The organism is Azospirillum sp. CT11-132, assembly GCF_047302835.1.
GTDB lineage: Bacteria > Pseudomonadota > Alphaproteobacteria > Azospirillales > Azospirillaceae > Azospirillum.
Genome location: NZ_JBGLZA010000005.1, coordinates 812,066 through 838,393, shown reverse-complemented (window position 1 = coordinate 838,393; position 26,328 = coordinate 812,066). Strand labels below are relative to the sequence as shown.

General features: G+C 65.0%; 25 protein-coding genes and 3 pseudogenes. 17 read left to right on the top strand and 11 right to left on the bottom strand.

The window, feature by feature from the left end; genetic code table 11:
* Window positions 1-22 precede the first annotated feature (22 nt).
* From ACCD06_RS23510 to ACCD06_RS23490, 5 genes and pseudogenes are all read left to right on the top strand, one after another.
* Window positions 23-265 (top strand): TrbI/VirB10 family protein, encoded by a 243-nt coding sequence (locus ACCD06_RS23510; RefSeq protein ID WP_413344087.1) that lies wholly within the window; start codon window positions 23-25, stop codon window positions 263-265.
* 419 nt (window positions 266-684) lie between these two features.
* Complete coding sequence (locus ACCD06_RS23505; RefSeq protein WP_109156425.1) at window positions 685-1,614, top strand: replication protein RepA; 930 nt, start codon at window positions 685-687, stop codon at window positions 1,612-1,614.
* A 439-nt stretch (window positions 1,615-2,053) separates the two neighbouring features.
* A complete protein-coding gene (locus tag ACCD06_RS23500) occupies window positions 2,054-2,563 on the top strand; it encodes a transposase (RefSeq protein ID WP_109156415.1) in 510 nt (169 codons plus the stop codon).
* Window positions 2,551-2,736: a hypothetical protein gene (locus ACCD06_RS23495; protein WP_413343924.1), complete on the top strand. Its 186-nt coding sequence runs from the start codon at window positions 2,551-2,553 to the stop codon at window positions 2,734-2,736. The genes ACCD06_RS23500 and ACCD06_RS23495 overlap by 13 nt, the downstream gene beginning before the upstream one ends.
* A 15-nt stretch (window positions 2,737-2,751) precedes the next feature.
* Window positions 2,752-3,047 (top strand): annotated as a pseudogene (locus tag ACCD06_RS23490) (DDE-type integrase/transposase/recombinase); the annotation flags it as partial.
* An 87-nt stretch (window positions 3,048-3,134) separates the two neighbouring features.
* Here ACCD06_RS23490 and ACCD06_RS23485 read toward each other — a convergent pair.
* Both ACCD06_RS23485 and ACCD06_RS23480 read right to left on the bottom strand, forming a co-directional pair.
* Complete coding sequence (locus tag ACCD06_RS23485) at window positions 3,135-3,758, bottom strand: hypothetical protein (protein WP_413343922.1); 624 nt, start codon at window positions 3,756-3,758, stop codon at window positions 3,135-3,137.
* A gap of 14 nt (window positions 3,759-3,772) precedes the next feature.
* Window positions 3,773-4,579 (bottom strand): helix-turn-helix domain-containing protein, encoded by an 807-nt coding sequence (locus ACCD06_RS23480; RefSeq protein WP_413343920.1) that lies wholly within the window; start codon window positions 4,577-4,579, stop codon window positions 3,773-3,775.
* 855 nt (window positions 4,580-5,434) lie between these two features.
* On the opposite strand from ACCD06_RS23480, the gene ACCD06_RS23475 reads away from it, so the two are divergent.
* Window positions 5,435-6,655 (top strand): hypothetical protein, encoded by a 1,221-nt coding sequence (locus ACCD06_RS23475; protein ID WP_109156418.1) that lies wholly within the window; start codon window positions 5,435-5,437, stop codon window positions 6,653-6,655.
* 97 nt (window positions 6,656-6,752) lie between these two features.
* Here the strand turns inward: ACCD06_RS23475 and ACCD06_RS23470 are convergent, their stop codons facing one another.
* From ACCD06_RS23470 to ACCD06_RS23445, 6 genes and pseudogenes are all read right to left on the bottom strand, one after another.
* A complete protein-coding gene (locus ACCD06_RS23470) occupies window positions 6,753-7,463 on the bottom strand; it encodes an IS6 family transposase (protein ID WP_413343917.1) in 711 nt (236 codons plus the stop codon).
* Window positions 7,464-7,599: 136 nt separating this feature from the next.
* Window positions 7,600-7,788 (bottom strand): annotated as a pseudogene (locus ACCD06_RS23465) (IS6 family transposase); the annotation flags it as partial.
* 355 nt (window positions 7,789-8,143) lie between these two features.
* Entirely contained in the window at window positions 8,144-8,872 is a 729-nt protein-coding gene (locus ACCD06_RS23460) for a DUF3102 domain-containing protein (RefSeq protein WP_109156420.1), read from the bottom strand.
* Between the two features lie 14 nt (window positions 8,873-8,886).
* On the bottom strand, window positions 8,887-9,627 hold the full coding sequence (locus tag ACCD06_RS23455; protein WP_109156421.1) for a ParA family protein: 741 nt from the start codon (window positions 9,625-9,627) through the stop codon (window positions 8,887-8,889).
* A 531-nt stretch (window positions 9,628-10,158) separates the two neighbouring features.
* Complete coding sequence (locus tag ACCD06_RS23450) at window positions 10,159-10,392, bottom strand: hypothetical protein (RefSeq protein WP_109156422.1); 234 nt, start codon at window positions 10,390-10,392, stop codon at window positions 10,159-10,161.
* Window positions 10,393-10,676: 284 nt separating this feature from the next.
* The gene (locus ACCD06_RS23445) at window positions 10,677-11,066 is read right to left on the bottom strand and encodes a hypothetical protein (RefSeq protein ID WP_109156423.1); all 390 of its coding nucleotides are present in this window, start codon (window positions 11,064-11,066) and stop codon (window positions 10,677-10,679) included.
* A gap of 193 nt (window positions 11,067-11,259) precedes the next feature.
* Here ACCD06_RS23445 and ACCD06_RS23440 point away from each other — a divergent pair, with 193 nt between their 5' ends.
* Entirely contained in the window at window positions 11,260-11,985 is a 726-nt protein-coding gene (locus ACCD06_RS23440) for a hypothetical protein (RefSeq protein ID WP_413343914.1), read from the top strand.
* A gap of 411 nt (window positions 11,986-12,396) precedes the next feature.
* On the opposite strand, the gene ACCD06_RS23435 is transcribed toward ACCD06_RS23440, so the two are convergent.
* Complete coding sequence (locus ACCD06_RS23435) at window positions 12,397-15,780, bottom strand: SNF2-related protein (RefSeq protein ID WP_413343912.1); 3,384 nt, start codon at window positions 15,778-15,780, stop codon at window positions 12,397-12,399.
* Window positions 15,781-17,115: 1,335 nt separating this feature from the next.
* Between ACCD06_RS23435 and ACCD06_RS23430 the strand changes: the two genes are divergently transcribed.
* From ACCD06_RS23430 to ACCD06_RS23415, 4 genes are all read left to right on the top strand, one after another.
* Complete coding sequence (locus tag ACCD06_RS23430; RefSeq protein WP_413343910.1) at window positions 17,116-17,469, top strand: hypothetical protein; 354 nt, start codon at window positions 17,116-17,118, stop codon at window positions 17,467-17,469.
* Window positions 17,470-17,575: 106 nt separating this feature from the next.
* A complete protein-coding gene (locus ACCD06_RS23425; protein ID WP_413343908.1) occupies window positions 17,576-18,055 on the top strand; it encodes an antitoxin Xre/MbcA/ParS toxin-binding domain-containing protein in 480 nt (159 codons plus the stop codon).
* 5 nt (window positions 18,056-18,060) lie between these two features.
* On the top strand, window positions 18,061-18,558 hold the full coding sequence (locus ACCD06_RS23420) for an RES family NAD+ phosphorylase (RefSeq protein ID WP_413343906.1): 498 nt from the start codon (window positions 18,061-18,063) through the stop codon (window positions 18,556-18,558).
* 558 nt (window positions 18,559-19,116) lie between these two features.
* Window positions 19,117-19,470 (top strand): hypothetical protein, encoded by a 354-nt coding sequence (locus ACCD06_RS23415; protein ID WP_413343904.1) that lies wholly within the window; start codon window positions 19,117-19,119, stop codon window positions 19,468-19,470.
* A 387-nt stretch (window positions 19,471-19,857) separates the two neighbouring features.
* On the opposite strand, the gene ACCD06_RS23410 is transcribed toward ACCD06_RS23415, so the two are convergent.
* Window positions 19,858-20,385 (bottom strand): hypothetical protein, encoded by a 528-nt coding sequence (locus tag ACCD06_RS23410; protein ID WP_413343902.1) that lies wholly within the window; start codon window positions 20,383-20,385, stop codon window positions 19,858-19,860.
* 1,219 nt (window positions 20,386-21,604) lie between these two features.
* Here ACCD06_RS23410 and ACCD06_RS23405 point away from each other — a divergent pair.
* Together ACCD06_RS23405 and ACCD06_RS23400 are read left to right on the top strand one after the other, a co-directional pair.
* Window positions 21,605-22,336: a hypothetical protein gene (locus ACCD06_RS23405; RefSeq protein ID WP_413343900.1), complete on the top strand. Its 732-nt coding sequence runs from the start codon at window positions 21,605-21,607 to the stop codon at window positions 22,334-22,336.
* 8 nt (window positions 22,337-22,344) lie between these two features.
* A complete protein-coding gene (locus tag ACCD06_RS23400; RefSeq protein WP_413343898.1) occupies window positions 22,345-23,010 on the top strand; it encodes a tyrosine-type recombinase/integrase in 666 nt (221 codons plus the stop codon).
* Between the two features lie 89 nt (window positions 23,011-23,099).
* Here ACCD06_RS23400 and ACCD06_RS23395 read toward each other — a convergent pair whose 3' ends face one another.
* The gene (locus ACCD06_RS23395; RefSeq protein WP_413343896.1) at window positions 23,100-23,732 is read right to left on the bottom strand and encodes a response regulator; all 633 of its coding nucleotides are present in this window, start codon (window positions 23,730-23,732) and stop codon (window positions 23,100-23,102) included.
* Window positions 23,733-23,770: 38 nt separating this feature from the next.
* On the opposite strand from ACCD06_RS23395, the pseudogene tnpA (ACCD06_RS23390) reads away from it, so the two are divergent.
* From tnpA (ACCD06_RS23390) to ACCD06_RS23375, 4 genes and pseudogenes are all read left to right on the top strand, one after another.
* Window positions 23,771-23,917, top strand: a pseudogene (tnpA, locus tag ACCD06_RS23390) (IS66 family insertion sequence element accessory protein TnpA); the annotation flags it as partial.
* A gap of 45 nt (window positions 23,918-23,962) precedes the next feature.
* Window positions 23,963-24,346 carry an IS66-like element accessory protein TnpA gene (gene tnpA, locus ACCD06_RS23385; RefSeq protein ID WP_149472613.1) on the top strand — a complete coding sequence of 128 codons (384 nt, stop codon included), beginning with the start codon at window positions 23,963-23,965 and terminating at the stop codon, window positions 24,344-24,346.
* Entirely contained in the window at window positions 24,343-24,699 is a 357-nt protein-coding gene (gene tnpB, locus ACCD06_RS23380; protein ID WP_149472612.1) for an IS66 family insertion sequence element accessory protein TnpB, read from the top strand. The genes tnpA (ACCD06_RS23385) and tnpB overlap by 4 nt, the downstream gene beginning before the upstream one ends.
* Window positions 24,700-24,768: 69 nt before the next feature.
* The gene (locus ACCD06_RS23375; RefSeq protein ID WP_413338464.1) at window positions 24,769-26,322 is read left to right on the top strand and encodes an IS66-like element ISAli15 family transposase; all 1,554 of its coding nucleotides are present in this window, start codon (window positions 24,769-24,771) and stop codon (window positions 26,320-26,322) included.
* The last annotated feature ends 6 nt before the right edge of the window (window positions 26,323-26,328 follow it).

Sequence of the window (26,328 nt, the reverse complement as noted above, 5' to 3'; positions counted from 1 at the left end):
CCCGTTTTCGTGACAAAGCCCCCTGCTGCTGTCGATCTTCTCGGCCGGCGTCCAGCTCTCCCAGCCGCAGCAGCGCGGCAACACCCGCGGCGGCTATGACGCGCAGCAGATCATCGCCGGCAGTCTCGGTCAGCAGATGGGCCAGCTCGGCGCGGAGTATGCCCGCAAGGGTCTGAACGTCGCTCCAACCCTGGAGGTCCGCCCCGGCTACCGCTTCACCATCATGGTGACCAAGGACATGATCATCCCGCCCTGGCAGGGATAACTCTTACAGTACGTCACATCACCTTGCTGGTAGATTCCACTCAGCATTCCGGACGTACGAACCAGGTGCTGGTAGATTCCACTGATCCTGCCGTTGCCGGTTTGCTGGTAGATTCCACCGCCGGCTAGGTACAGAAGGCAACCCCCGAGTCGCATGCGCTGATACATTCCACCGCTGAGAAGACCCCGATTCGGCCAACCGCGCTGGTAGATTCCACTGGACGGCCAAGGCGCCAGCAGCCGGAGATAATTGCTCAGTGGAATCTGAAAGCCAGATGGGTGGAATTTACCAGCACAGTACCGAGTCGCTCAGTGGAATCTGCCAGACAAGCAAATAGGTTGAACCAAATAACTTCGAATAGCCTGCCCTGGTAGATTCCACCGTTGACGATCCCTCAGGTCGATGAGGAAATGGGTCACATGAGGAACATTCATAAGCTGCTGATTGATCATGGCCTCGAAGCCGCCCGCGAGCTTGTCGTCGACAAAGCCGAGCGGCGCCAGTTGGAGATCGCCGCTGCTGTTTTGGCAGAAGAAAGCGAGACGCTCGGTATTTGTCATGCCGGCTTTGCTCTGACCTCATTACCTCACAAAGACATTATAGAGCCTTTCTGGCGCCGTGAGGGCCATCGGATTACCTTGATGGTCGAATCAGGCCGTGACCGCCAAGGCAATGTGGTCGGCATCCCGTATGGGTCAAAAGCTCGCATGATTCTCATCTACCTTCAAACCCAAGCTGTCCGTACTCGATGCCGTGAAGTCGAACTCGGCGGATCCCTCAAGGGCTGGATGAAGAACATGGGAATGGCATCCATCGGCGGAGCCACGTATAAGATGGTTACTGAACAGGCCCGTCGTATTTCCGCATGCCGCCTAACCTTCTTCACCGATCACGGCCACGCCGATCGGGTCGCTAAAGGTGCTTTTGTCGAAGAATACTTTGATTTAGCCGGAATGCTGAACGATGACAATCAACCGACCCTTTGGCAGGACAAGGTAACCCTAAACGACGCCTTCTACCGCTCCCTGATAGACCATCCTGTGCCGGTCAGCGAAACAGCCCTCCGGGAGATCGGCAACAAGTCGATGGCAATCGATATCTATGTTTGGCTCGCCTATCGCCTTCACAGCCTTAGCAAACCCACGCCAGTCTCTTGGCCGGCACTAATGGCCCAGTTCGGCGCTGGGTTCAACGCGATGCGCAATTTTAAGCCCGCTTTCACTGAGGCGCTTCGCATGGCGTTGGCGGCCTACCCTGATGCCAAAGTCCAGGTGGAATCTACCAGCATCACCCTATATCCAAGTGCGCCGCCAATCGCCAAGTCTCGCGACAGGCTCGGGGTATTGTAAGGCGCCTGCGGCGTTTTCGCCACGCTACCCCCTCAGGTGGAAGTCTGCAGCCAGAAAGCGTGCGCGCTTTACGCAGGCGCTTTTCTTCGATGAGCTTTATTGCTTGTGCCTACGGAGACCCGTGTGAAAACCTGTTCGCAGCGGGTGCGTCCCATCCGGCTTTAGCCGGGATGCTACTTCAAGCTGAGTAAGGGTGTTACGGCAGGAGCGTGATCTGGTCGGTCTGCCGCCCTCGATAACACCGCTTGGACCCGCACTCTATGGGCACTGCCATTCGTCCCGCAAGCACCACCCCAGCCTCCTGGGACGCGTTCTCGGATGTCGATGCCATTGTCGAGGAAGTGCTGGTCGAGCTGACGGCGATGGGAGTGACGGCACCCGTCCAGCCCGCACCGGGCCCAAAGCGCCTCTCACCGGAGCGGCGCTGCGCAAGGCGATTATGGCGATCTGGTGCGTATGTTTCTGCGGCATGCAATGGCGCGCGATCGGGCAGCTCACCGGCATCCTGTTCGGCACGTTGTACTCTCTGTTTGCCCGCTGGACCCGGCTCAGGCTGTGGCGCCGGCTGCTCGACCGGCTGCGCCGGATGTGGCGTCTGGCCTGCGGCGATACCGCGGAACCGAGCACGGTGGTGATCGACAGCCGGACCTGCCCTTTGGCCCCGAGTTGCTTCGCGCGCGGCGTGGACGGGGGTAAGAAGATTCGCGGGGTGAAGATCAGCATCGCCGTCGAGAAGCACGGGATCCCGCTGGCGATCGACGCCACGTCCGCCAACGTGCACGACACCAAGGGCATCGTGCCGGTGCTGCGCCAACTCGCCGGACGGGGGTTCCAAGGACCAGCGATTGGCGATCTCGGCTTCGCGGCGAGCGCCTGGCCAAGGCCGGAGCGGCGCTCGGCATCAGCATCCAGCCGGTTGCCCGCGGTCGCGACGGCGTGTTCATCCTGACCGAAATCGCCTGGGTCGTGGAGCGCTCCTTCAGCTGGATCACCCGCTACCGTCGATTGAACACCATTGTCGAGCGGACAAAGGAGCACCTCGTTGTCTTCGTCCAGATCGCCTTCATCTCCATCCTCTCCCGACGCCTGCGCCGGTTCGACACCCAAGCCGGCAGCGCGTGACGTCTACGAACAGCTTCTGACAAGCTGCGCTCCTATGGGGCTGCGTTTCGTGAGATCGGCCTGACGGCGCACACCATGAACAAGGCCGGCGCAAGAACTGCCGGGCCGAAGTCTCGCATCAGCCGCTCAGGCGACGCGAAAGGAAGATGCAGCGCTTCAAGTCTCCAGGCTCGGCCCAGCGTTTCGTCTCTCTGCACCCCGCCGTCTACAACACCTTCAACCTTCAGCGCCACCTGGTTTCCCGCCGCACCCTGCGCATCTTCAGGGCACAGGCCATGGCCGCCTGGCTATTCGCGACCATGGCCGCGTAAGCGAACGTCGAACTGGGGGGTACTGCATACCGGCTCAGTTCCCGTGACAGTGCCCTAATAAGCGCAGTACCTGTCCGCCCCCTGCCCTCAACTCATCCGCCGGATCGCCCCCGCCGTCAGCGCCTTGGCTGCCCCGCCTTGGACCCGGTTCTGCTGGCCGGCCTGAACAACCGCCTGCAGCCGCTCGGCCAGCTTGCGCTCTCCGGCGCAGAGGTCGTCGCACAAGGCCCGCATCTCCGCGATGGATGGCCGCCACTTTTTGCTCCGGCGCCAAACCCTCGCCGCGGCGTCGATGGCCCAAGCCGGGTACTCGCCTAGATCCTCGGCCCAGTCCAACGCCACCAGCCGCTCGACGTCGGGCGTCATGTTTTTCGCCGGGTAGTGGCTTAGCAGGGCCAACACTCGCGCAAGGACGTGATCCGTCGGCGCCGGGGCCAGGGCCATCATCGCCAGATCGTCCAGGGCGCGCTGCGCCATTGCGGCGTGCTGGACTGTCACACCGGCCGGCGGCGACCAGGTCTCGGTCACGCCGTCGAAACCGTCGTCGGAGAAACGCGGGCGGCGTTCGACGGGTCCGGCGACCAGCAGGTCCTGGAGTGGCGGCGGTAAGGCTCCGATCAGGAGAGAATGACGGTCGGCCGCGGGCATGGCCGGGTCGAACGGCAGCGGCGAGCGGGGGCTCGGGAAAGCGGTGATGTTCGGAGCGGGCATTGCCGACCTCACAATTAGGACGTGGATGTTGCCGCGGTGCGCTGGCGCAATTCGGCGGCGGCGGCGGCCCAGGCGCTGAAGCGCTGTTCGGCGGCGGTTTGTCGCGTGCGGCTCGGGGGCATAGCCGCGGCGCCGGCAAAGGGCGTGTTGCGGAGGATTGGTGCCTTGCTGGCGGCTGCATCCTGGGCCAGCCAAGCGCGCCAGGCAGACGAGATGTCGCGGTAACGGTAGCCGTGGGCTTGGCAGCGGAGGATGAAACCCTCGACGTGGCGGCCGAGGTCGACCTCAGCGTGACGGACTCGTGCCCAGGTTAGATCGTCGGTGGTCGGCATCCAGTCCACAGGCACATCGCGCACCGGCTCGCGCCCGCTCGAAGCGAGCGAGTCAGGAGTCTGTTCCGGATGGAGCTGTTCCTGACTCGCCTGCGAACAGGGGGTGTGCGCCTCCGAGTCATCCCTGTCGGCTGCCCGCACAGCGTGCTCGGCGGGCTCGCGCACCCCTTCCCCGCCGTCCTGGACGAACCGCAGGCGATACAGGCAGGACAGGCGGGCGCCGTCGCGGCCGCGACGATGCTCAATACTGACCAGCCCAATGTCGTCGAGGCGCTGCAGGATGCGGTTGATCGTTGGACGGGACCGCTTCAGTTTCGCCGCCAGAGTGGACTGCGATGGCCAGCACAGGCCGGTCTCGTCGGCGAAGGTGGCCAAGGCGGCTAGGACGGCGAACCCGTCGGCGTCGAGATCGGGGTGTTCCAGCCACCAGGCCGGGATGCGACCCCAGCGCCCGGTATCGGGACGTTCGGTAACGCTTGTGGATGGCATCGGGAAACTCCGCGAGGTGTGGTGCCAGGAAGGCCAGCGATCTTGCGGCCAGGATTCCTCGGGATGGGGCAAAGTACCAAACCGCCACCAAGTCCCATATGTTGGTCTCAGGTGCGGTTCTGTTGGAGCCAGGTGCGGACCTGTTGGTCGTAGGTGCACCCCTGTTGGAACCAGGAGCGATTCGGTTGGACCTGGGTGCGGCGATTTTTGCGAATCGGGACGCTGCGGACTCGGTTGCCCCAACAGCGCGCCCCGAGTCGATCATCGGGTTGTTCTTAGGTGCGCCACGAGATGGCAATCCTGTTGGAATTAGGTGCGTTTCGTGTGGTATTCCGCGTGGCAGACTGGGACCTTTTGGAAACAGGAGTGCCTTTGGAAGAGTCAAGCCTCTCCTGTTGGACCCAGGAGCGGCGGTACCATCCGTTCGGCCGGAACGTCGCTCCTCTCCGATCACGGGTAGGTTGGAACCAGGAGCGGGGCCCCCGACACGCCTAGAAAATGCTCGATCGACTCTGTTGGAACCAGGAGCGGGATTGAGGCCGCTGTGAAATGCCCGTCTCCACGCGGCGGGATGTGTCCTGTTGGAGCCAGGTGCGGCCGAGGGGAGGTGGCTGGAAGTCCAGGTGCGTGATTTCTGCGATTGGGATTCGCCCATGCGATTCGCCTCCACGCGCGGCCCTTCGCGCGCGAGGTTTTCCTGAGTTGGCTGCCCCGCACCTAGGTCCAACCGAACCGCTCCTGGCTCCAACAGGTCCGCACCTGGTTCCAACATAGCCGATCGGCGAGACGGCACCGACATGGTTGCCGACCTCCCACGGGCGGCGTTACGGTCGCTCGAGCGATTGGAGTGAGAGCATGACCGGCGACCGCGAGACGTGTGACGGCAAGGCCCAGATGACCTCCCTGCAGTTGACCCTGTGGGAGACGCCGGACGACGGGCAGGGCCGGGCGCGTGACACCAACGCCGTTGGCATCTACGACCAGGCGCCACGCTTCGTGTTCTTTGGCACTAAGAAAAGCAGGGACAACGGCGCCAAGCGGAAGGCTGGAGAACAGGCCGCCAGTGCGCAACCTGTCATGGTAAAGCCCTCTACAAGATCCCGCCGCATGATCAAGCGCGACTTCGACTTCGGCGGCGCGACCTACGGGGTGACGATCCGGCCGGTCCTTATCGAGCGCCGTGGCTCCGACGGCGAAATGACCGAATTGGAGGTGTACCCGGGCGAGCGCGAACAGATCGTCGAGGAGGTCATCCGTCGGATCGCGACCGAGCGGGCGCGCCTGCGCCTGTCGAAGGAGGACAGGATCCAGATGGATTTCTCGTTGTACGAGGTTCTGGAGGAGTTGCGCCGCGTCGGACATGGGCTGAATCTCCAGGAACTCAAGGAGGCCCTGACCATCCTCCATCTGGCCTCCATCCAGATCAAAGCCGTTGGTGCTGGCGGCGAGGAACTGCTGCACTCGTCTGCCTTCCCAGTCATGGCGTTGGCGTCTCGCGCGGGAGCGGAGGGCGAGCGGCAGGTGGAGCGAACCTACCTGGAGTTCAACCCGCTCGTTGCCAAGGCGATCCGCCAATTGCAGTTCCACCGGCTCGACTACGAATGTCTGATGCGGATCGACAACCCGGCGAGCCGGTGGCTCTACAAGCGCTTGGCCTGGGGCATTCAGAACGGCGAGGAAAACCTGTCGATCAGTGCCACACAAATTGTCCGTAACAGCGGGATGACGCCGTGGTCCCGATTGCGGGCCATGTTGTCGTGGATCACCAAGGCATGCGAGGCGCTAATCGAGAAAGGCATTTTGGCTTCGGTCGAGAAGGACATCATCAAGAACGGCGCAGCCTACGTGGACATAAACTACGTGCTCATCCCCTCGGAACACTTCCTGGGGCAGATGCGCATCGCGCGCGCTCTAGCCCAGCATGATGCGGCCGAAGTCAAGCGAATCACCGGCTCGACGAAGGCCCCTGATCAGTTTGTCCGAATCGATCACGAGACGGCCGTTACAACCCGTCGAAAGCGGAGGAAGGTGCTGAGCGCAGAAACCGAGGCTGTGTTGCCACTCATCGCGGAATAAACCGCTACTGTATTATTATTATTGCGCGTGCTGTTGTTGTTAACTTTACCAGCCAAGGACGCAATGACGATGAGCAGCCCCGCTTTTAGGTCGTTGGTCAGCTGACCTGAGCAAGGCCAGTCACCTCGCGCCAAACGGTGAAGGCGCGAGCGCGGGCGGCACGGTGCTCGGAGGAGGAGATCAGGTGGCGGTGCAGTTGGAAGTCATTGTGGACCGGGCTGTGGCTGGAGAGAAATTGCTGGGCCTGCTGGGCGGATTTGAACCGCTGCATGTGCCGCTCGCGCCGTCGGGTCAGCTGGTGCAAGACTTCGCAGCGATTGTTCAGGTATTGGCTTTGCCGATCTTCGTTGCCGAGCCTCATCCCCCTCTTCGCTGCCGCGTAGGTTTTCAGCTTGTCGGTGATGACGACCCGCGGCGCATAGTGCAGCCCTTTCAGCAGTTTGCGAAAGAAGCGCATGGCCCCCTTCGTGTTGCGCCGGCTCTGTACCGGGATGTCCAGCACCACCCCGTTCTGGTCGATGGCGCGCCACAGGTAGTGCTGCTTGCCGCGGATGCGGATGAACACGTCATCCAGGAACCACTGGTCGCCCGGCTTGGGCCGACGACGCCTGAGGGTGTTGGCGAAGTCGCGCCCGAACCGGAGGCCCCACTCCCGGATGGTCTCGTAACTGACCTCGATGCCTCGCGTCGCCAGGATCAGTTCGACTTTCCACAGGCTGAAGCTGAAGCAATGATACAGCCACACCGCTTCGCTGATGATCTCGGCCAGAAAGCGGAAACCACGATAGGGATTGGACGCCCTGCTCATGCTCGCCAACCTGCCACGCCGGAGCGGCCCAGCCCAACCTGACAACACCGACGTCGGCGATGAGCCGGGGTAACTCCCGAACGGTGCACATCGCGAGACGGACCACCATCCTCAGCCCAGGCAGACATGGGGACTTGTCATTGCGAGCCAGGCGGCGCTGGCGGATGCCGGTGGCAATCCCGCGGCCGAACTTCAGGCCCCACTGACGGATCGTTTCATAGCTCACCGCGATGCCGCGTAGCGCCAGCATCTCCTCGACCATGCGTAGGCTCAGCGGAAAGCGAAAGTAGAGGTACACCGCGTACCTGATCACCTCGGCAGGGAAGCGGTAGCCGACGTACATGCGATCGGGGCGCGTCGTCATCCCCGCCTTATACCGACGCTTCCCGGGTCCGGCCAGCCCACCTTGACGATGCCCTCCAGAGGCTCACGCTGCGGTCGTCGGCCGGCTCGTCGACGAAGTCGAGATGGCGGAGATGGATGCGGCGACGAGTGCGCGCATGTGGATCCTCCAATGTCTTGTCGGAGGAATCCTATCACGAGGTCAGCGATCCGATTTGCGCATGGAGCGGGCCAACGACGAATTTTGGCTATGATGGAAGGGGAGGGAGCCGATCGCCCTGCCCCTCCCCAACCTTCCACCCAGTTGTGAACCGGAAGCATGCTTCCAGTCTTGTGGATCAGTCGTCTGCTTCGACCGTCGCGGCGACGCGGCTACCTTGCAGTTCCGCCAGCCGCGCTTCGATACGGGCTTTTTCTTGGAGGAGCCGTGCGATCTCCTCAGCAACGGAGTCCATGGCTTCGGACATGAGATCGTCACCGCCCTGCCCTCCTCCAGAGACTTGGCGGCGGAATGCGAGGATTTCGCGTCGCGTGACGTCTGGACGGATAAGATCTCGCTCCTCAGCCAGTTTGCGCTCATCCTCCGACATGCTCGCCAAAAGGTACACGTTGGCCCAGGATCGTGGCGCCCGCTCTGGAGCGATGGTGCGGTTCGTGATGGCTCGTGCAGCCGTCATTAGCATGGTGGCCGTGCGGTGCGAGAACGGTAGCAAGGCTACCATCTTGCTCCATTCTCCATGCTGGAGCCGCGCCTTCGCCTCAATGAGGTGGCGGCCAATCTGAACGAACCGTTCCTCTGCCTCGTCGTAGAGGCGGGAGATAGTCGTCACATAATCGGCAACGGAGTCAGGCTTGCCTTCCGGCGGCAGAATTTCGATCGAGCCGGATGTCCTCTCCGACAGCAACGGAGAGGTCGGAACAGCGGATTTGCCGACCGCCCCACCCTGCGGGTTGGTTAGGCTCGGCATCCCCGCTGTCGCGGATCGCAGGATGCTGATTACATCCTGCCCTGCGGGCGCGCTGCTCGGGGACGAACCGGTGTCGATCGGCAAAGGCTTTTTGGCCACGGTCTATCCTCCCCTCACGCTGGGGTCGCGGCCGGAGCGGCCTTCTTTGCACGAAGCGCCCTGCCCTTTCCTGGCTTTGCCTCCGGCGGCGCCAATCCAGCGAGCGACGCGATTGCAGTGCAGACGGTAGCGATCTGCTTCTTGAGCACCTTGTCGGACACTTCTTGCGGCGAACACTTATGCCACCAGGCTTTTTCAAACGAAGTGCGGTGGGGAACATGCGCATCGTCACCGAACACGGGCACGTTCCACGCGGCCAACTGCTGCTTGGCCGCCTTGTAGGTGTCAGTGTTGGGCCGGACCTTGCACAGGAGCACCTTTGCCGGCAAGGAGAAGGAGGGGTTTCCGGCGGACAGCAAGGCTGTCGTCTGCTCAACAACCTGGTAGGTCTTGCGAGCCTCGTCGATGTCCCCTTTGCTCGAGCCCGACGGGATGACCACGGCCGAAGCGTAGCCAAAACCAAAGACCATTTCTTGGGTCAGCGCTCCAGCGAAATCGACGATTACGACGTCATGTTGTGCCTTGGTGTCGGTGATTGCCTCGACGATGTTCCGGCCGAGGAGAGACATAAGGGTAATGCCTTCCACCCGGCTCTCCCCTTTCTCATTACCGAGCCAGGAGATAAGTTTCTGGTTCGGGTCGGCGTCGAGCAGAGCGACAGTGCCACATTTGCGAAAGTGTTCTGCAAGCATAACGATAGTGGTTGTCTTTCCTACGCCACCTTTGCTGGAGGCTACCGCGAGAACCCCGTCCATGCACCTCTCCCCTGCTCTCTCGCCCCGGACGCTTGATCAGCATCCTTGTTTTGCCAACATCCTCAGGCTTATCAGCGAGGTCAACGTATTCAGCGATCATATGGAATTATCAGCAGCATTGCGTGTCGATTGAGACACGCCATTCATGCGCGCCACTGCCCTGAGGAATGCGCGCGCTCAAAGTGGAGGCATGCTTCCATTCTGCTTCCATCGAAGTGACCCTGTCAGACAACGACTCGGAGGGGCATGAGCCAAGCGTGCTACCGGGGCGCTATCCTGCCCACATTGAAATGGAAGCATGCTTCCACCTCTGAGCGCCGCCCTGCCCTATGCTCTCCACACCGAAGCTCCGCTGCGGCCGACAGCAAGCGGCGCCACATGTTAATGGCTAACTGGAAGCATGCTTCCACTCTCTGGAGATGTTCGCAGATACAGAGGTGGGGCGCAGCCTGTAGGTCAGCATCCAACCACAGCGCACGTAATGGCACGCGTCGGTATTGATGATTGTATGCTTCGGCACGCTGGCCTCCTTCAGCGTGTCGGCGAGACCGGATCGGCGATCACCTCGCCCAGGCGCTGCGCCACCTCGCCGCCGGCCCGGGCGGACATGGCACGCACGCTGCCGAGGAAGGCCACCGCGTCAAACGCCTCGGCGACAACCTTGTAGCCAGTGGTGCCGGAACTGTCGATGCCGATAGTTGCTATGAAGCGCTGCTGATCCGCACCCTCTGTGGTGAGGCTGTCGTACAGGCGGGCCAGCCGCATGCGGTCGATGTTGGTCGGCTCCTTCGATCGAGCGGTCCAGCGAAAGGTCGGTCGCCATGGCGAAGGAATTGAGCCGGAGCAGCCGGTCGGCCCGGTCGCGCTCTTCCTGCTGCGCGCTGGCGATCACCTGAGCCATGGCGTTGAACGCGACCTGCGCGCGATCCTAGCGGCAGGGCGCCATCGTGGGTGAGGTTGGGTTGGCGTTGAACGACTGACCGCCAAGCACCATCAATCCATGGCGCAGCGCGGTAAGGCCGGTATGCGGGGCCTTCGACGCGGCGGCGTCAGGTGTAAGCCGGTAGAGGTCGGCCGCCACGCGTAAAAACGGTCAGCCTTCTGGACGCGAAGCGCTGCATCACGGCCGAGTAGGGCGTCGTGTAGACGGTTTGCTGTGGTGTTCTCCAATGGCTCGGCGGTGAACGAGGAAAGGCTTGCGGCGTAGTCGCGCTCCGACCGGGAGAGCAGGGCAAAGCGCCCCTTGACTCGACGCGCTGGGCTTCCACAACCTTGACGAGGCGCATTCGGTCCTCGACTGAGTAGCCGGGCAGGGCGTTAGCGATGACATCGAGCGCCGCGGTGTCCACGCCAAGCCGTGCCGCCGGATTGACGTGCATGTCGCGGTCGACGTCGATGGTGATTTCCATCGCCTTGGAGGCGTCGGCCAGGACGGACATGGCCTTGTCGACATAGCGCTCGGCGGAGGCGCTGGCAAGCGAGACACCGCGCGCCAGATCAGAAGGGCAGGGTAAGGCAGGGTAGGGCAGGGGTGCCGGCGCACTCGACCGTCGCGTCAAACCTTGCGGGCGAGACCCTCAGCAGGGTGCCGCGAGGCGATGCATCCAGCCGGTTGCCCGCGGTCGCGACGGCGTGTTCATCCCGACCGAAATCGCCTGGGTCGTGGGGCGCTCCTTCAGCTGGATCAGCCGCTACCGTCGATTGAACACCATTGTCGAGCGGACGAAGGAGCACCTCGTCGCCTTCGTCCAGATCGCCTTCATCTCCATCCTCTCCCGACGCCTGCGCCGGCTCGACACCCAAGCCGGCAGCGCGCGACGTTTACGAACAGCTTCTGAGATCACTGGACCTTCGCATCTGTTGAGGGGGCATCGGCATCGGTTTGGGAGCCGAACCAGGACGCTTCAGCTGCGGGAGTTGAGTGAGGACGAGCGGACGGACGTGCAGGGGATCACACGCTCGCACACCCTCGGAGCTCGGCTGGTCCGGCCTGCCCAGATTATCGCACATGCCATGAGCGGCCTGAAGGCGGAGCAGAGCGCGACCCGCATGGACCTATGTGGCAACACGGTGCGCTACAGGCTGAACCGCTTCAACGCATGTGGCCTGGACGGGCTGAAGGAGGATGTGCGCACCAGGCGCCCACCGACCAATTCGGCCGCGCCGCGCCGTCATCGCCGCCGCCCTGACCTGCCCATCCGAGCTGGGCCTGCCCTTTGCAGTCTGGACGCTGGATCGCCTGGTCGCCTATCCGAGCTAGCAGGGGATCGCTATGCGCCGCAGTCGGATCAGCGAGATCGTCATCCGAGAAGGCCTGAAGTGGCGCCAGCAGGCGAGGTTGTTCGGCGCGTGGGTTGATCCCGACTTCGCCAAAGAAGGGGTATCGACCAGCTCTACATGGCGCCACCAGGCACCCAAGCCAGCGGCTCGTTCGACCGGCTGCACCGAAGGCCGATCAGGAAGGCGAACAGGCGGCGGAGTTGCCCCGAGATCCGCAGCAGATCCTCCAAGCCGCAGTGGTTCAGGCGAAGATGCTCCTTCACGAGCAGAGCGGCAAACAGGCTGGAGGGTCGGCAGGCAGAGCGGACGTACTTGCTCAGACGTAAGGGAAGCGCGCGGCGCGCCACAGCATCGGCCAGCCGCGCAAAGCACAGCAGATGATTTTCCGTGAAACCGTCAGATGGGCATCATACCGTTAGACGGCGAGGCTCTCGACAAAGCGAGGCGTGGTCAGGTGAGAGCATTCGGCGTCTCATCCGTTCGCCGATGTCACCCGTCGATGGGAGCCAACAGGAAATCGAGGTCGTCTGCGGTCAGCAGTTCCTCCGCCGTCTGGCCCCGGTCGTAAACCGCCTCCCCCAGCCGGCGCTTGCGCTCTTGGAGTTGTACCATACGTTCCTCCACAGTACCGCTGGTGACCAACTTGTAGACGAAGACCGGCTTGTCCTGGCCGATGCGGTGGGCGCGGTCGGTCGCCTGATCCTCGACCGCCGGGTTCCACCAAGGGTCATAGTGGATCACCGTGTCGGCGGCGGTCAGGTTCAGCCCGGTGCCGCCGGCCTTCAGGCTGATGAGGAATAGCGGCACCTCGCCTGCCTGGAAGCGCCGGACTGGGGTCTCGCGGTCCCTTGTGTCACCGGTCAGTTCGACGAAGGGGATGGCGAGTCGGTCGAGTTCCGGCCGGATCAGGTCGAACATCGAGGTGAACTGCGAGAACAGCAGGATGCGCCGACCGTCGGCCAGCAGCTCCGGCAGCATCTCCAACAGCCGCTCCAGCTTGGCCGACGCCGCCCCCTTTGGCACCCTCTTGCGCGCACTCTCCAGCTTCACCAGCCGTGGATCGCAGCAGACCTGCCGCAGCTTCAGCAGTGCGTCCAGGATGGTGATGCGGCTGCGCGCCAGCCCCTTGCGCGCCACCTCGTCGCGCACGCGCTGGTCCATGGTCAGGCGGATGGTTTCGTAGAGGTCGCGCTGGCCGCCGCCGGGCTCCACCGCTTCCAAGATCTCGGTCTTGGGCGGCAGCTCCGCCGCCACCTCCTCCTTGGTCCGGCGCAACAGGAAGGGGCGGACGCGGCGGGCCAGCACGCGCTGGCGGTCGGCATCGCCGTGCTTTTCGATGGGGGTGCGGAAGGTCCGGCGATAGCCGGTGCGGTCGCCGAACAGTGAGGGCACGCTGACGGCAAACAGCGCCCACAACTCGTCCAGGTTGTTCTCCACCGGGGTGCCGGTCAGGCAGAGGCGCTGGCGTGCCTCCAGTGCCTGTGCCGCCTTGCTCGCTTGGCCAATGGGGTTCTTGAGATATTGCGCTTCGTCGAAGATCGCCAGATGCCATGGCTGGGCCTCGAGCACCGCGCGGTCGCGCGGCAGCAGCGCGTAAGAGGTCACCACCAAGTCGTACTCGGTCAACGAACCCTGCGCCGCCTTGCGCTGGGGCCCGTGCAGGACCAGCGTGCGCAGGCTGGGAGCGAAACGCTGCACCTCCGCGCGCCAGTTGCCGAGCACACTGGTCGGCGCCACCAGCAGGCTGGGGCGGTCAAGCCGGCCAGCCTCCTTGTCCACCAGCAGATGGGCCAGCGCCTGCAAGGTCTTTCCTAACCCCATGTCGTCGGCAAGGATGCCGCCGAAACCGTGGGCGGCGAGGAACTGCAGCCAGTCGAGCCCCGCCTGCTGGTACGGGCGCAAGGTGGCGTGCAGCCCCTGTGGTGGGGGCACCGTTGGCACACCGCCCGCTTCGCGCAGGGTCTTGGCCATGCCGCGGACGGCGTTGGCGCCGAGCAGCGGGATGCCGGCAGCCGATGCTGCCTCCTCCAGCGCCGACAGGTCGCCCAGATGGGACCGGCCAATGCGCAGTTCGCCGCCGCCAGACTGCAGGCCGAACAGCTCCATCAGCACGCCGATCATCGGCGCCACCCGCTCCACCTCCAGCGGGATGTAGCGGGTGGAGCCGATCCGCACGAACATTGTCCCGGAAGGCGCCAACTGCTCCAGCACCGCCGCCAGCCCCGGCGTCCGGCCATCCGTCCTAGCGGTACCCTCCTCTCCATCGGCATCTTCGTCGAAGACCTCGTCGTCGAAATACTCATCGTCGAGCAGGTCCGGGTCGATCCGGGTGAGCGCATCAATCACCTCGCGCAGCACCGGCAGCAGATCGATGCGCTCACCGCCAATGTCGACGCCAAGCGACAGGCCAAACCAGTCGATCCCGGAGCCATCCTCAATCTCAAACGCCCAGTCCTTGGGCGCGTCCAGAACCTCGAAGGGGAAATCGGGAGCGATCTCAATGATCCAGCCGGCGGCCCGTAGGTCGGGAAGCACCGAATGGCAGAAGCTCAACCAGATCGACCGTTCATCGAGATCGTCGCCGGGGGCGGCGAACAACTCGTCGCGGACCGGTGAGGCGCCACCGACGCTGAGCGGCAGTGGCGGGATGGCGAGGCCAGCCTCCTCCAGTCGTTTGATCGCCGTCTTCTCCTCTTTCGGCTGAGGCTTGGCGATGACGAGGACACCGTCCTCCATCCATTGCAGCGGCGGTCCTCGCCGTTTCCAATGCAGCCGGGTGCCGGCATAGTCGAAATGGAGGTCGGCGACCGGGAGTTCGGGCATCCCTATCATCCCATAGGCCGAGGGGTACAAGGAGGACAGCCCCGCCAGCCGGGCCATGCTCAGCCGCAGCACCGGCCGCGGCACAATACGGCGATGTTCGGTCCGCGCCGGGGCGTCCGGCAGCACTGGCAGCCGGTCTCCGAGCCGTTCCGCCTCAGCCCGGAAGGCGGCCACCTCGCCCGGCGGCAGCGGCGGGGCAGTCAGCAGCGCCACGGCGATCTGCGGTGACACCGTCGCGGCGACGACGGAACCGCAGATGGCGTTTGTGGGATCGACATAGAGCAGCGGCACCGTCGGCAGCACGATGGCCGGCGGCGCTTCGACGGCGTTCGGCTGGAGCGCAATGGTGAAGCGCTGGCGGCCGGCGCCGTCGGTCTGCCAACGCGGTGTTCCGGTCAGGACAGGGCCTGAGCGCAGCGCTCTGCCGCTGCGGACATCCTGCCAATAGAGCCGGCCAGTGGGCAGCATGCGTTCGATCAGCCAAGGGGCGACGTCGGCCGACAGCACGAACCCGTGCGGACCGGCTTGTGCGTTGCGCGACACGGCATTCAGCAGCGCGTGGTCGGCCGGGGTGACAAACTTCGCCGAATTCAGCGTGCCGAACTGATAGGCATCATAGGCCTTGTCATCGTTGGCGAACTGGCCATCCTTGCGCAAGGTGGCCGAGAGGATACGCAGCAGCAGCCTGCGGTCGCCGGAGGGGGTGTCATCAAGGCGCAGGACGTAGAGCAGCCGCTTACGGACGGTGTCGGCATACTGCTCTGCGGTTTCACGCAGGACCGCCGCCGTCAGCCGCGACAGCAAATCCTTCACCGGAGCCGAGAGCCCGGGTTCTCCAGGCGGCGTCTTGTCCTGAACGGCAACAGCCGACGGCGACGGCAATGACGGGGCGTATCGAGCGAAGGATGGCCGTTCAGACGGTTGGCTGGTGGCAGTGGTGCTGCGCTCTGCCCAGGCCAGCAGCGCTGCGGCGACATGCTTGCAATTGTACCCCACCGGACAGTCGCACACCCCCTCCACCTGCCGGAGCACGCCATTGACGAGTTTCACCGTGATGTCCTGGCCGTAGAGCGCGCGACCTGAGCCTCGGACCATTGACGTCACGGTCCAGCCATCCCCTCGGCGCCGTTGCGCCTCAATGGTCTGGACGCGGCCGTCCGCCCAATAGTGCCGGCCCCGGTCAAGCGAGCCGGCATCGAAAAAGCGGCGGAGGTCAGAGGGGGAAAACACGCGGTACGTCTCCTCGCACGTCTCCAGATGTGGTTGGAACGGGCGCCCTGCAATGAAAGAAGGTGGCGCATTATCCGCAGCCAATTCCTCGGTCGCAAGCGGCGTCGGAGCAATACGTGACACTCCCAAATGTGGTTGGGGCCAGGGCAGTGTATAGACGGCACAGAATTGATGGAGGGCCGAATGCGTGAACGAAACCGCATACACTACCATGCTCCTCAGGGAGCTTATGGTGAGGCGGTCGGCGAAGTTTGGGAGGATGAAACCGGAGCGATGTGGGCTGGAAACGGAGAGTATGCGACGCGTGTAAGCTACAACCCCTTCACCGGGCAACCCGCACGGTCTCCCGTTGCCCTGATCAAAGCCAAGCCGGATGGCTACAGCGCTCCGAGTGGCATAGCCTTTACCTGGAGTGAGTGACTGCAAACAAACAGGCCTAAGATTAGGTGCCCAACGTCGAGGATGTGATTTTCACTCCTTTACTTCGTAGATCTTTCGCTTCTTATTGAGAGCTTCCCCACTGTTTCGCCGTAGCCGTCTGGTCCATCAATGGATTGAAACCACCGCCATAGGGCGGGAAGCTTTCTCGCGACGAGATGCGCTCGCATAGGGTGGCGCGTTCTGCTGATCCCGGCCCCCTCTTCCGACAATTAGCGTGTGGTGTCGGTGGGACCGCCTCATCATCGTGGGATGTCATGGCGTGGATCCTTGCCGTCACATGGGCCGACGTATTGGCCATTTCGGCCAGCGAGCTGGTGAGTCGGGGCGGGATTGCGGCCGGGCCGGTGGGAGCGGCGCTCGGTCCACGGCGTCCGGTGAGGCCGGCGCCCCGGTAGGGGAGGGGGACGTCGAGTACAATGGCGTCGCCGAGCCCCGCCGTACGTGGGCGGCTGACAGCGTCGAGATCAATAGTACGGCCGAGCAGGCACTCCAGATCACGCCGGGTCACTGGCTGGCGATAGGCGGTGGGGCGCATCGTCCGGGGCACCGAAGGGCGAAGTGAAAATCACCGCCTCAACCCGGCTCATCCACTCCTGCCACCGCCGCTCGGGCGGCGAATTGGCCAAGGCCCGGTCGAACGACAGGTTATTGGCGGCTTTTTCGGGAGGCGGTGCCATGGTCCCTCACTGAGAGCCCGTAGAGGCGGGTGGTGGTTTGCCCGGCCAGCTCGCGGACGGCACCGAGGGCGACCAGTCGATTGAACAGGCAGCGGGCTGCGCACTCTGGGACGAGGTCGGGCACCCTAGCGATCGCGAAGATGTTACTGGTACCGAGCGTGGCGTGCCCGACTGCGATGGTGGCTACTTCTACAACAACACCGCGGTCGAAGTTTGGCGCGACTGTGCGACGGTGACGACTTGGCCAACGAACGGTGGTGTCGAGCGGACGATTGTCGAGATCAATGCGGCGACTTTCGCTGAGATCGAGACGATTATGGAGCGGCACAGCTTCGGCGATGCCAACCCTGTTGTCGACGTGCAGCGAGCCATCGGGCACATGCCTTCCTGACCGGCTGGTGACGAACGCGGGAGGACGTTCGGCCGCGAGCGAGGTGGTGGCTTGAATCCCATTGCGTCATGTGTCACATTTTTGGCGACAGATGACGGAGAACGCCATGGCCGCGGTCGGGTCCGACACTGAACGGGGTGAGACGGGACCCTATCAGCGGGTCATCGACCTGCTCGGTGGTTCGCGGGTGTTCAAACGCCCAGTGATGACGCAACTCGATGCCCACAACGCCATCAAGACTGGCTTGCCTGGTGGCGCGCTGCACCATCTCGTGACCCACCTTCGGGTCCTCACGCCGGCGAGCATCGAGTCCGCCGTGGGGATGAGCGTGCGCACCTATCAGCGCCGCAAGGGGGCACCAGACAAGCCGCTCAGCCCCGAGCAGGGTGGGCGGACCTGGAAGCTGGCCGAGGTTCTGGCCCAGGCCTCTGAGGTCTTCGGCTCCCAGGAGGAGGCCGAGCAGTGGCTGGAGCGTCCGGCCATTGGGCTGGACAACAACCGTCCGCTGGACCTGCTGGACACGCCCACCGGGGTCGAGATGGTCGAGGATTACCTGGGGCGGATGGCTTCCGGGGTTTACACGTGACACCCTTGCCGGCGACGCTGGGCGGCACTGAGCTGGTCGCGTGGCGGCTCGACCCGGAGCCCTCCCGCACAACCTGGGACAGCGGCGAAGGGGCCTACCGCTTCGGCGGCCGCTGGAACAGCAAAGGGGTTCGCGCCGTCTACTGCTCTCTCGATCCGGCAACCGCGATCCTCGAGGTTGCGGTCCACAAGGGCTTCAAAGCGCTCGACACCGTCCCGCATGCGCTGACGGCTCTGACCATAACCGACCCTGCCGCCGTCCATGTGGTCACACCGGCCGAGGTGTCTAACCCCAACTGGCTTCGTCCCGGCATCCCTAGCTTTGGGCAGCAGCAGTTCGGCGATGCTGTGCTGAGCGCACACAAGTTTGTCCTCATCCCAAGCGCCGTGTCCTCGCACAGCTGGAACCTTTTGTTCGTCGCGTCTCTGGCGGCGGGGGCGTATACGATGCGCTCCCAGGAGCGGTTTGCGCTGGACACGCGGTTGCACCCGCCGCCCACCTGACGAATAGGCGTCCACCGCTCGCCTCCAGTCTGGCGGTGCACGCACGACCGCCTGGTCAGCCCGTCAACGACCCGGTCGTCAGGGCGTCGCGGAGTCCGTCACCGGCTCTTAAGCAGAAGCTGCACGCGTTCGACGACCCGGTTGGTATCGGCGAGCAGGGTGTCGAGTGCGGCGTAGTCGACCTCCATGCGCTGCGAGCAGGTGGGCACCACGATCTTCGGCCGTCCCCGCCGGCGTCCGTAGCGGCGCGGCCCGGCGGTTTCGCCGCGGATGCCCTCGGCGCCCGGCAGAGGCCGTACAGGGGTATGGCACGGCGCTGGCAGTGGCTTGTAAGGGCGATTAAAGCCAAGTTTTCCGCCATGTTGGCAGAGAGTTCTCCCTCGGCGACTGCCAAGATGGAGGCTTACAGCCGCATCGGCCCATCACGGCGTCACCTGCTGAGGAGGATGACCGGTTGGCGCTACTCCGGAGGAGGCGGGTGTCGCCTCCGTCCAGCGGTGCAGCGGGGATCCGCTTATGCTATCATACCTTTAGCACGAGAAGGCGGAGACCATTGCGATGGCCATTGATCCCGAGGATCCCGGTACGCTCGATTTGCTCGCGGGGATTACCCCGGCGGCCCCAGATGCTGTGCCGACAGTGGCCTCATCCATTGGAGCCGCGTCACATGAAGCCGAGTTAGCGGCGCTGCGGGCCGAAGTCGACCGGCTGACGGTTGAGAATGCAGCGTTGCAGGAGCGGACCCGCGTCGCCGAAGCCGAAGCTGTTGCCCTGCGCGCCCGCCTCGCGCGGCGTCACCCACTCTTTCCCGATGACGGTTTGGACGACGGGACCGGGGGACTGCTGCCAACGCCGCAGCCGCGCGGTCTTGCCGACCTTGGCAATCTGCTGTTCACGTTGCGCGGCCGCTGACCCCCGCCCAGCCGAGCCCATTGCATCGCCGCCGGTCTGCAACCGTTGGGCTGTTCACGCAGCCATGCCAAGTCGCTTACGCAGCCCTGCGTCACAGAGAAATGGCTATGAACTGCCCAATCGACCCCTCGATTACTTGCCGCGCATGTCCTTGACCCGTGGTCGGTTTCTGCCGAAAACTTTCGCTCCGTTACGCCGTCAATGGATCAACGCATCAACGGCTTCGATCCAACCCTTGCGGCGGAAAGGCTTCTTGCTGCCGAACGCGTTCGCGCCTGCGGTTGATACAATAGGCGGCTTACCGCCTCGCCTGCGATCTTCTCATGACGTCAGGTAACGGTCGACCGATGCACATGCGCAATGGCCTATTGGATGAGGCCCAGCCGCTCAGCGGCCGGGCGGCAGGAAGCTGAGGTCGCATGCCCAGACCCGCTCACCGCCGCGGTCGGCGATGTTGCGCACCACACCGGCCTTGGCGAGCTGCTCCACCAGCAGATGCACCCCGCGCAGCGACAGGCCGCAGCGCCCCTTCAGTTCGCCCGCCACCCGGCTGATGGTGAAGGCCGGGCGGTCGTGCAGCCAGTCGAGCACGTCGGGCAGACGCGAGCTGCTGCGCCGCGGTGTGGCGGCCAGCCGCGCCTCCCAGTGCTCCTGGACCAGATCGAGGTGGCGCAGCCGTTCCAGCTCATGCGTCACCAGTTCGGGCATGCTGTCGAGGACCCAGCGGGTCCAGGCGCCCTCGGTCCCGGCCAGGGCGAGCCGGTAGCCGGTGACGTCGCGAGCGAGGGCTGCCGTCACCGGTGGCCGCGCATGAAGCAGCCGGCAGGCCTCGCGGACCGGGTCGGAGGCGGCGAGCCATACCACCACGCTCCACCAGGATGTCGGTGGCCGGTCCGCCGCGACCGCAGCGCGCATGGTGGCGCTTTCGGCATCGTCGTGTAGCCACGGCGCTCCGGCGCTCCCGGATCGGGGCGCAGCGCCAGAGTCCGGATTGCCGCCGCACCGAGCAGGCCGGGGGCGGCCGCCAGGGCCTTCGCCACCGCCTCCAGTGCGGAAGCGGCATCGGCGGCGCGGGTCTGGTCAAGGCCGACCGGACGGTCGCCCTGGGCAACACTCCAGCGCCGGTGCAGCTCGTCCAGCCAGGGCCGGGTTCAGGGCGTCAACGGCGGCGAGACAGCAGTGGCCTTGTCGCCGTCAGCGTCTTCTGGATCGTCGCCGCCCTCGAGGTCAACCGCCTCCAGCGCGGCGATCGAGGCGCGCACCGCGGCCACGACATCCCCCGGGCCACCTCCCTGACCAGGTCTACCGCGGGCCGGGCGGAGGTGCGCTCTGGTGACACGGCGGCGCGGGCGGCCTCGCCCTAGGCGTGCTCCGGCGTGGCCAAGGCGCGCTGGAAGTCGTGGGCGCCGAGGCGGTGGCCGTCGAGGCGGATCACCGCGGCGGCCGAGCGGCGGGCGGCATCAGCGGCGAGGCGCCGGCGCCGCGCCGGCGAGCGCCTGGTCGAGGCGGCCGAGCGCGCGTTCGGCGGCGAGCAGGGCAGGGAGAAGGGAAGGGACGATCATCGCGGCTCCAGAAAAGCCATGCCAGGATAGCCAAGTGTAGCGATCGTTGCTAACTGCACCGACATCGGACATCCACAAAACTGGGTTTTGATAACGGTCTGATAATGACAGTTATCAGGACGTTATTATTGACGGACATAAAAAAAGGCGCCATCCTGGCACCCGAACTTGGCTGTCGGCTGGCGAAATAACCTTTACTGAAGCCGCTTCAGCCGGAATCCTGGTCGCAATAACGTGAACTGGGATCATGCTGCCGGTGCCCCCTCGACCTCAATAGCCTTTACCAGCTATCTCAATAACCTTGACTGGTACCCGGCCGCAGGCCCGTCTTCGGGAGGCACGCGTCGCCGTTTGGCCATGCTGCCGCCCGCCTGAGCGTCGGCTTGACCGCTGTCGGCCCGCACTTGTCCGACAAGCGACGTGGTCCTCCGGAGCGGGCAGCCGACATCGGGGCGATCCGGTTAACCTTATTGAGCTCAGGCTCGTGCTTCAGTTTGCATTATTGGTATCCAGTTAACGATAATGCGACCGGAACAAGTGCTTGGTTCTATGAGATTTGCGAGTAAAGCTTATTGGGATCGCTGACAGATGGCATCATGCCCACCGACCGCACGCTGATGGCCATAGATGCCGCCATTCCCTTCGCTCTGGTCCCGACCCTGACGTCCGCCGAGGTCAAGCGTTTGCGCGCCGCCTTCGCCGCCCGGTCCATGGCGGCGTCCACTCGGCGCGCCCTGCTCGGCGACGGGCGTCTGTTCGTGAGCTGGTGCGGGCAGACCAAGCGTCCGGCAATGCCGGCCAGCGGGGAGACGGTGGCGGCCTTCCTGAGCGCGGCTGCCGCAGACGGCCGCTCCCCGGCCACCTTGCGGCGCTACCGGAGCTCGCTCGCTTGGTGGCACGCCGCCGGCGGCTTGGCCAATCCGTGCGCCGGGTCGGCCGTGGCCGTGCCGGTGCCCAAGCCCGATCTTGCCAACGCCGCCATGGCGGCGCTGCGGACGTTCATGGACGTTGCCCAGCGCGGTTATGCCAAGGCGACCCTGCGCGCCACCGAGGCGGACGTTCGGCTGTTCGCCGGCTGGTGCGGTCCGCAGGGGCTGTCCTGGTTGCCCGCCGAGCCGGCGACGGTCGGGCACTACATCCGGGACCTCGGCAGCTCCCGCAAGCCGACGACCGTGGCGCGCTACCTGGCGTCGATCAGCCTGATCCACCGCGCCGTCGGGCATACCGACCCCTGCCGGCACTGGAGAGTGACGCTGGAGCGGCGCGGGCACGCGCGTGCGGTGGGCTCCGAGCGGCGGCGCTGATCGACGCGGTGCTGGCCCCCATCCTCGATCGGCTCGATCCGGCCCAGCCCGACCGGTTGAAACCGCTGAAGCCCATCGATCTCCGCGACCGTGCGCTGTTGCTGGTCGGCCGCGACACCCTTGCCCGCGCCGACGAGCTGGTGGCGCTGCGCTGGGCCGACCTGCGCCCGGTCGACCTTGCGTTGACCCCGGATGCACACCCGGGAGAGGCGACCATTCGGATCCGCCGCTCCAAAACCGACCAGGAGGGGCAGGGCGCTGAAGCTTGGCTGCCGGCTGAGGCTGTGGCGGCACTCACCGCTTGGCGGGCAGTGGCGCCGCGGTGGCCGGCCGAAGCGGACGAGGAGGGGCTGCACTCCCGGGACGGGGCTTACCTGTTCTGCCACCTGTCGCGCAGCGGCGCCGGCGAGCGGATGAGCCCGGCGCCGGTGCGCCGCGTGGTGGAGCGGCGCACCGGCGAAGCCAACCCGCTTGCCGTCGGCTTCAGCGGCCACAGCTTGCGCGTTGGCGCCGCCCAGGATTTGCTGGCCGCCTGCGTCGATCTGCCCGGGCTGATGCAGGCGGGGCGATGGACGCCGCCGGTGATGTCGGCGCGCTACACCGAGCGCCTGCGGGCGACGCGGGGTGCGGTGGCCCGGGTCCGGCGTCAGAAAGCTGGAAAGGTGTCGCCCTGAGGGGCGCACAGCTCCTCTGATCGGCGGCAAGCAGATCCAAACCAGTCAGCATCTCGGGTGGTGTCGCCGATGATCTCCAGCCGTTCCTGCTACAGGCGCCGTCGTGTCAATCGGCGCAGCACACGCGACACGTCGTCAACGGCATAGGGCTTGTGCAGCAGCTCGAAGCCGTGCCGCCCCTCTTCGGCCAGGACATGGCTGTAACCGGAGGTCAGCACCACCGGAAGGCCTGGAAAGCGCTGTCGGATTTCCCTCCCCAGCTCAATGCCACTCATTCCCGGCATGACCACGTCCGAGAACACCACGTCAAAGCGAGCAGCATCCTCATCAAGGAGCGTAAGAGCCTCCCGCGCATTCGCCGCCCAGGTGGTCTCGTAGCCGAGGTCCTGAAGAAGCTGAGTCGAGAACCGGCCCACCTCGATGTTGTCCTCGACAACCAGCACCCGCCGCCCGCCGCCGTCCTCGTCGTGGCCGTGATCTCGACCGGGATCTGAGGCGCCGCCCGTTTCGACGTCCCGCTCAACCATCGGCAGGTAGAGGGTGAAGGTCGTGCCCTTCCCGAGCTCGCTCGCGACGGCGACATCGCCACCGGACTGCTTGGCAAAGCCGTAGACCTGGCTCAGGCCCAAGCCCGTGCCCTTACCGATTTCCTTCGTGGTGAAGAAAGGTTCGAAAATCTGTAAGCGTTGTGTGACGACACATCCGACGTGATCGTGGTTCATGAAATATTCCGCTGGTCGCAGCTCAGCGGGGTAAGAGGATGTCGGGTCAGGATCTGGAGAGCTATTGGCGCAATCATGTTGATGCCTGGAAGGGCAGCGGGCTGACGCAGAAAGCCTACGCTGAAGCCCATGGAATTGGACGCTGGGCTCTGGGCCGGTGGTCGCACCGCTTTGCCGCTGTGGAGGAGGTGAGCGCTCGCTGTCATAGGGATAGTCCTGGTGCTGTCCCTATGACGGCGAGCGCTCCCTTGGTGATGGAGATCGTCGAGGCGGCACCCCGCCGGCGGTATTGGTCACAGGCAGAGAAGGAGCAGCTGGTGGCGGAAACCTGCGAGCCGGGCGTGAGCGTGTCGCTGGTCGCCCGGCGGCGCGGGGTCGATCCCAGCCTGCTGTTCCGCTGGCGCCGCCAGATGCTCACTCCGGCCGAGCCGACGCCCATCTTCGCGCCGGTGGAGGTGGCGGACACCACGTCGGCTCTTCCCCTCACGCCGCCAACTCCATGCGGTGCCAGCATGATCGAGATCGAGTTGGCCGGCGGACGGCGGCTGCGGGTTGGGCGGGATGTCGATGCCGAAGCACTGCGCCGGGTGATCAGCGTGCTGGAGCGGCCATGATGCTGTCGATCCCGGCCGGTGTGCGCATTTACCTGGCGCTGGAGCCCTGCGACATGCGCCGGGGCTTCGACGGACTCGCCCTGCTGGTGCAGCAGGCCCTCGGCAAGGACCCGTTCTGCGGCCACCTCTACATCTTCCGAGGGAAAGGGGCTGGACGCGTGAAAATTCTCTACGCCGATCAGAACGGCCTGTGCCTGTTCGCCAAGAGGCTGGAGCGCGGCCGTTTCGTTTGGCCAACCACCCGCACTCCGGGCGGCACGGTGGTACTGACGCCGGCGGAACTGTCCCTGCTTCTGGAGGGACTGGAATGGCGTCACACCGTGTCGGCATCCAGGCCGGCCGTAGCGGGATGAATGGGAGAAAAGATGAGGAAAACCGCGGGCTTGGCTGGCTTGGGGCCGTGATCCGAGGTACAATCGGCCATGCGCTTCGACCTCGACAACCTGCCCGCTGATCCGGCCCTGCTGCAGCAGATGGTGCGCGATTTGGCCGAGGTCGTGGAGCGCCAGAAAGCCGATCTGGCGGAGCTGGAGGCTCTGCGTCAGCAACTCCGGCAGATGCAGCGCACCGTCTTCGGGCGGCGCTCCGAACGGCTCGATCCCGATCAGCTCGATCTCGGGTTGGAGGAGCTGGAGGCGGACATCGCCCGGGTCGAGGCCAAACTCGCATCCCCTGAACTGGAACCGTCGGCCCCTGCGGAACCACCCAGCCGTGGCCGCGACTTGCCCGATGATCTGCCGCATCACGATCTCACGCTCGAGCCGCCTGGGCTGGAGTCCGGCGCCGGGGTTTGCCCCTGCTGCGGCGGGGCGTTGCATGAGGCCGGCGAGACGGTGGCCCGGATGATCGACTACGTGCCGGCCCAGGTGCGGGTGCTGCGCATCCGCCGGCCCAAGTACGCCTGCCGCGGCTGCGGCACGCTGCATCAGGCGCCGGCCCCGGAGAAGCCGATCGCCAAGGGCATGGCGACGCCGGCGATGCTGGCGCACGTCATCACCAGCCGCTACTGCGATCATCTGCCCTTCTACCGCCAGGCGCAGATCCTGGCCCGCAACGGCTTCCCCGTCGACCGCTCGGTTCTGGCGGGCTGGGCGGGACAGGCGTGTTGGTGGCTGGAGGCGCTGCATGAGGAGCTGGCCAAGGCCCTGTTCGCCTCGGCCAAGCTGTTCGCCGACGACACGCCGATGCCGACGCTGGCGCCGGGAACTGGCCGGGTGAAGACAGGACGGCTGTGGGCCTATGCTCGCGATGATCGGCCCTGGCAGGGGCTGGACCCGCCGGCGGTGATTTACGCTTACACCAGCGATCGCAAAGGCGAACGCCCAGCCGCCCACCTGCGGGAGTTCTGCGGGGTGCTGCAGGTGGACGGTTACGCCGGGTTCGAACGGCTGGCTGCCGGCAATAGGGTCGTGCTGGCGGCCTGCTGGAGCCATGCGCGCCGACGCTTCTACGACCTGGCCGAAAACGGCTCGCCGATCGCCGCCGAGGCGCTGCGCCGCATCGCCCGGCTCTACGCGATCGAAGAGCGCATCCGCGGCCGCACGGCCGATGAACGCCGGCAGCTTCGGCAAGCCGAGGCCGCTTCCCAAGTGGCGGAGCTGAAGGCGTGGCTGGAGCACGAACTTCCCCGCCTGCCGGGCCGCTCCAAGCTGGCCGAGGCGATCCGCTATGCGCTCGGCCGCTGGAAGGCGCTGTGCGTCTACCTGGGCGACGGCCGGGTGGAGATGGATACCAACACAGTGGAGCGCTGCATCAGACCGGTAGCCCTCGGCCGGAAGAATAGCCTCTTCGCCGGCTCGGAGGGCGGCGGCCATCGCTGGGCGGTGATCGCCTCGCTGGTTGAGACCTGCAAGCTCAACGCTGTCGAGCCGTTCGCCTACCTGCGCGACGTCCTGGAGCGCATGGTGAACGGCTACCCCGCCGCACGCCTCGCCGATCTGCTCCCCTGGAACTGGAAGCCCGCCGTCAACGCCTGATCCGGT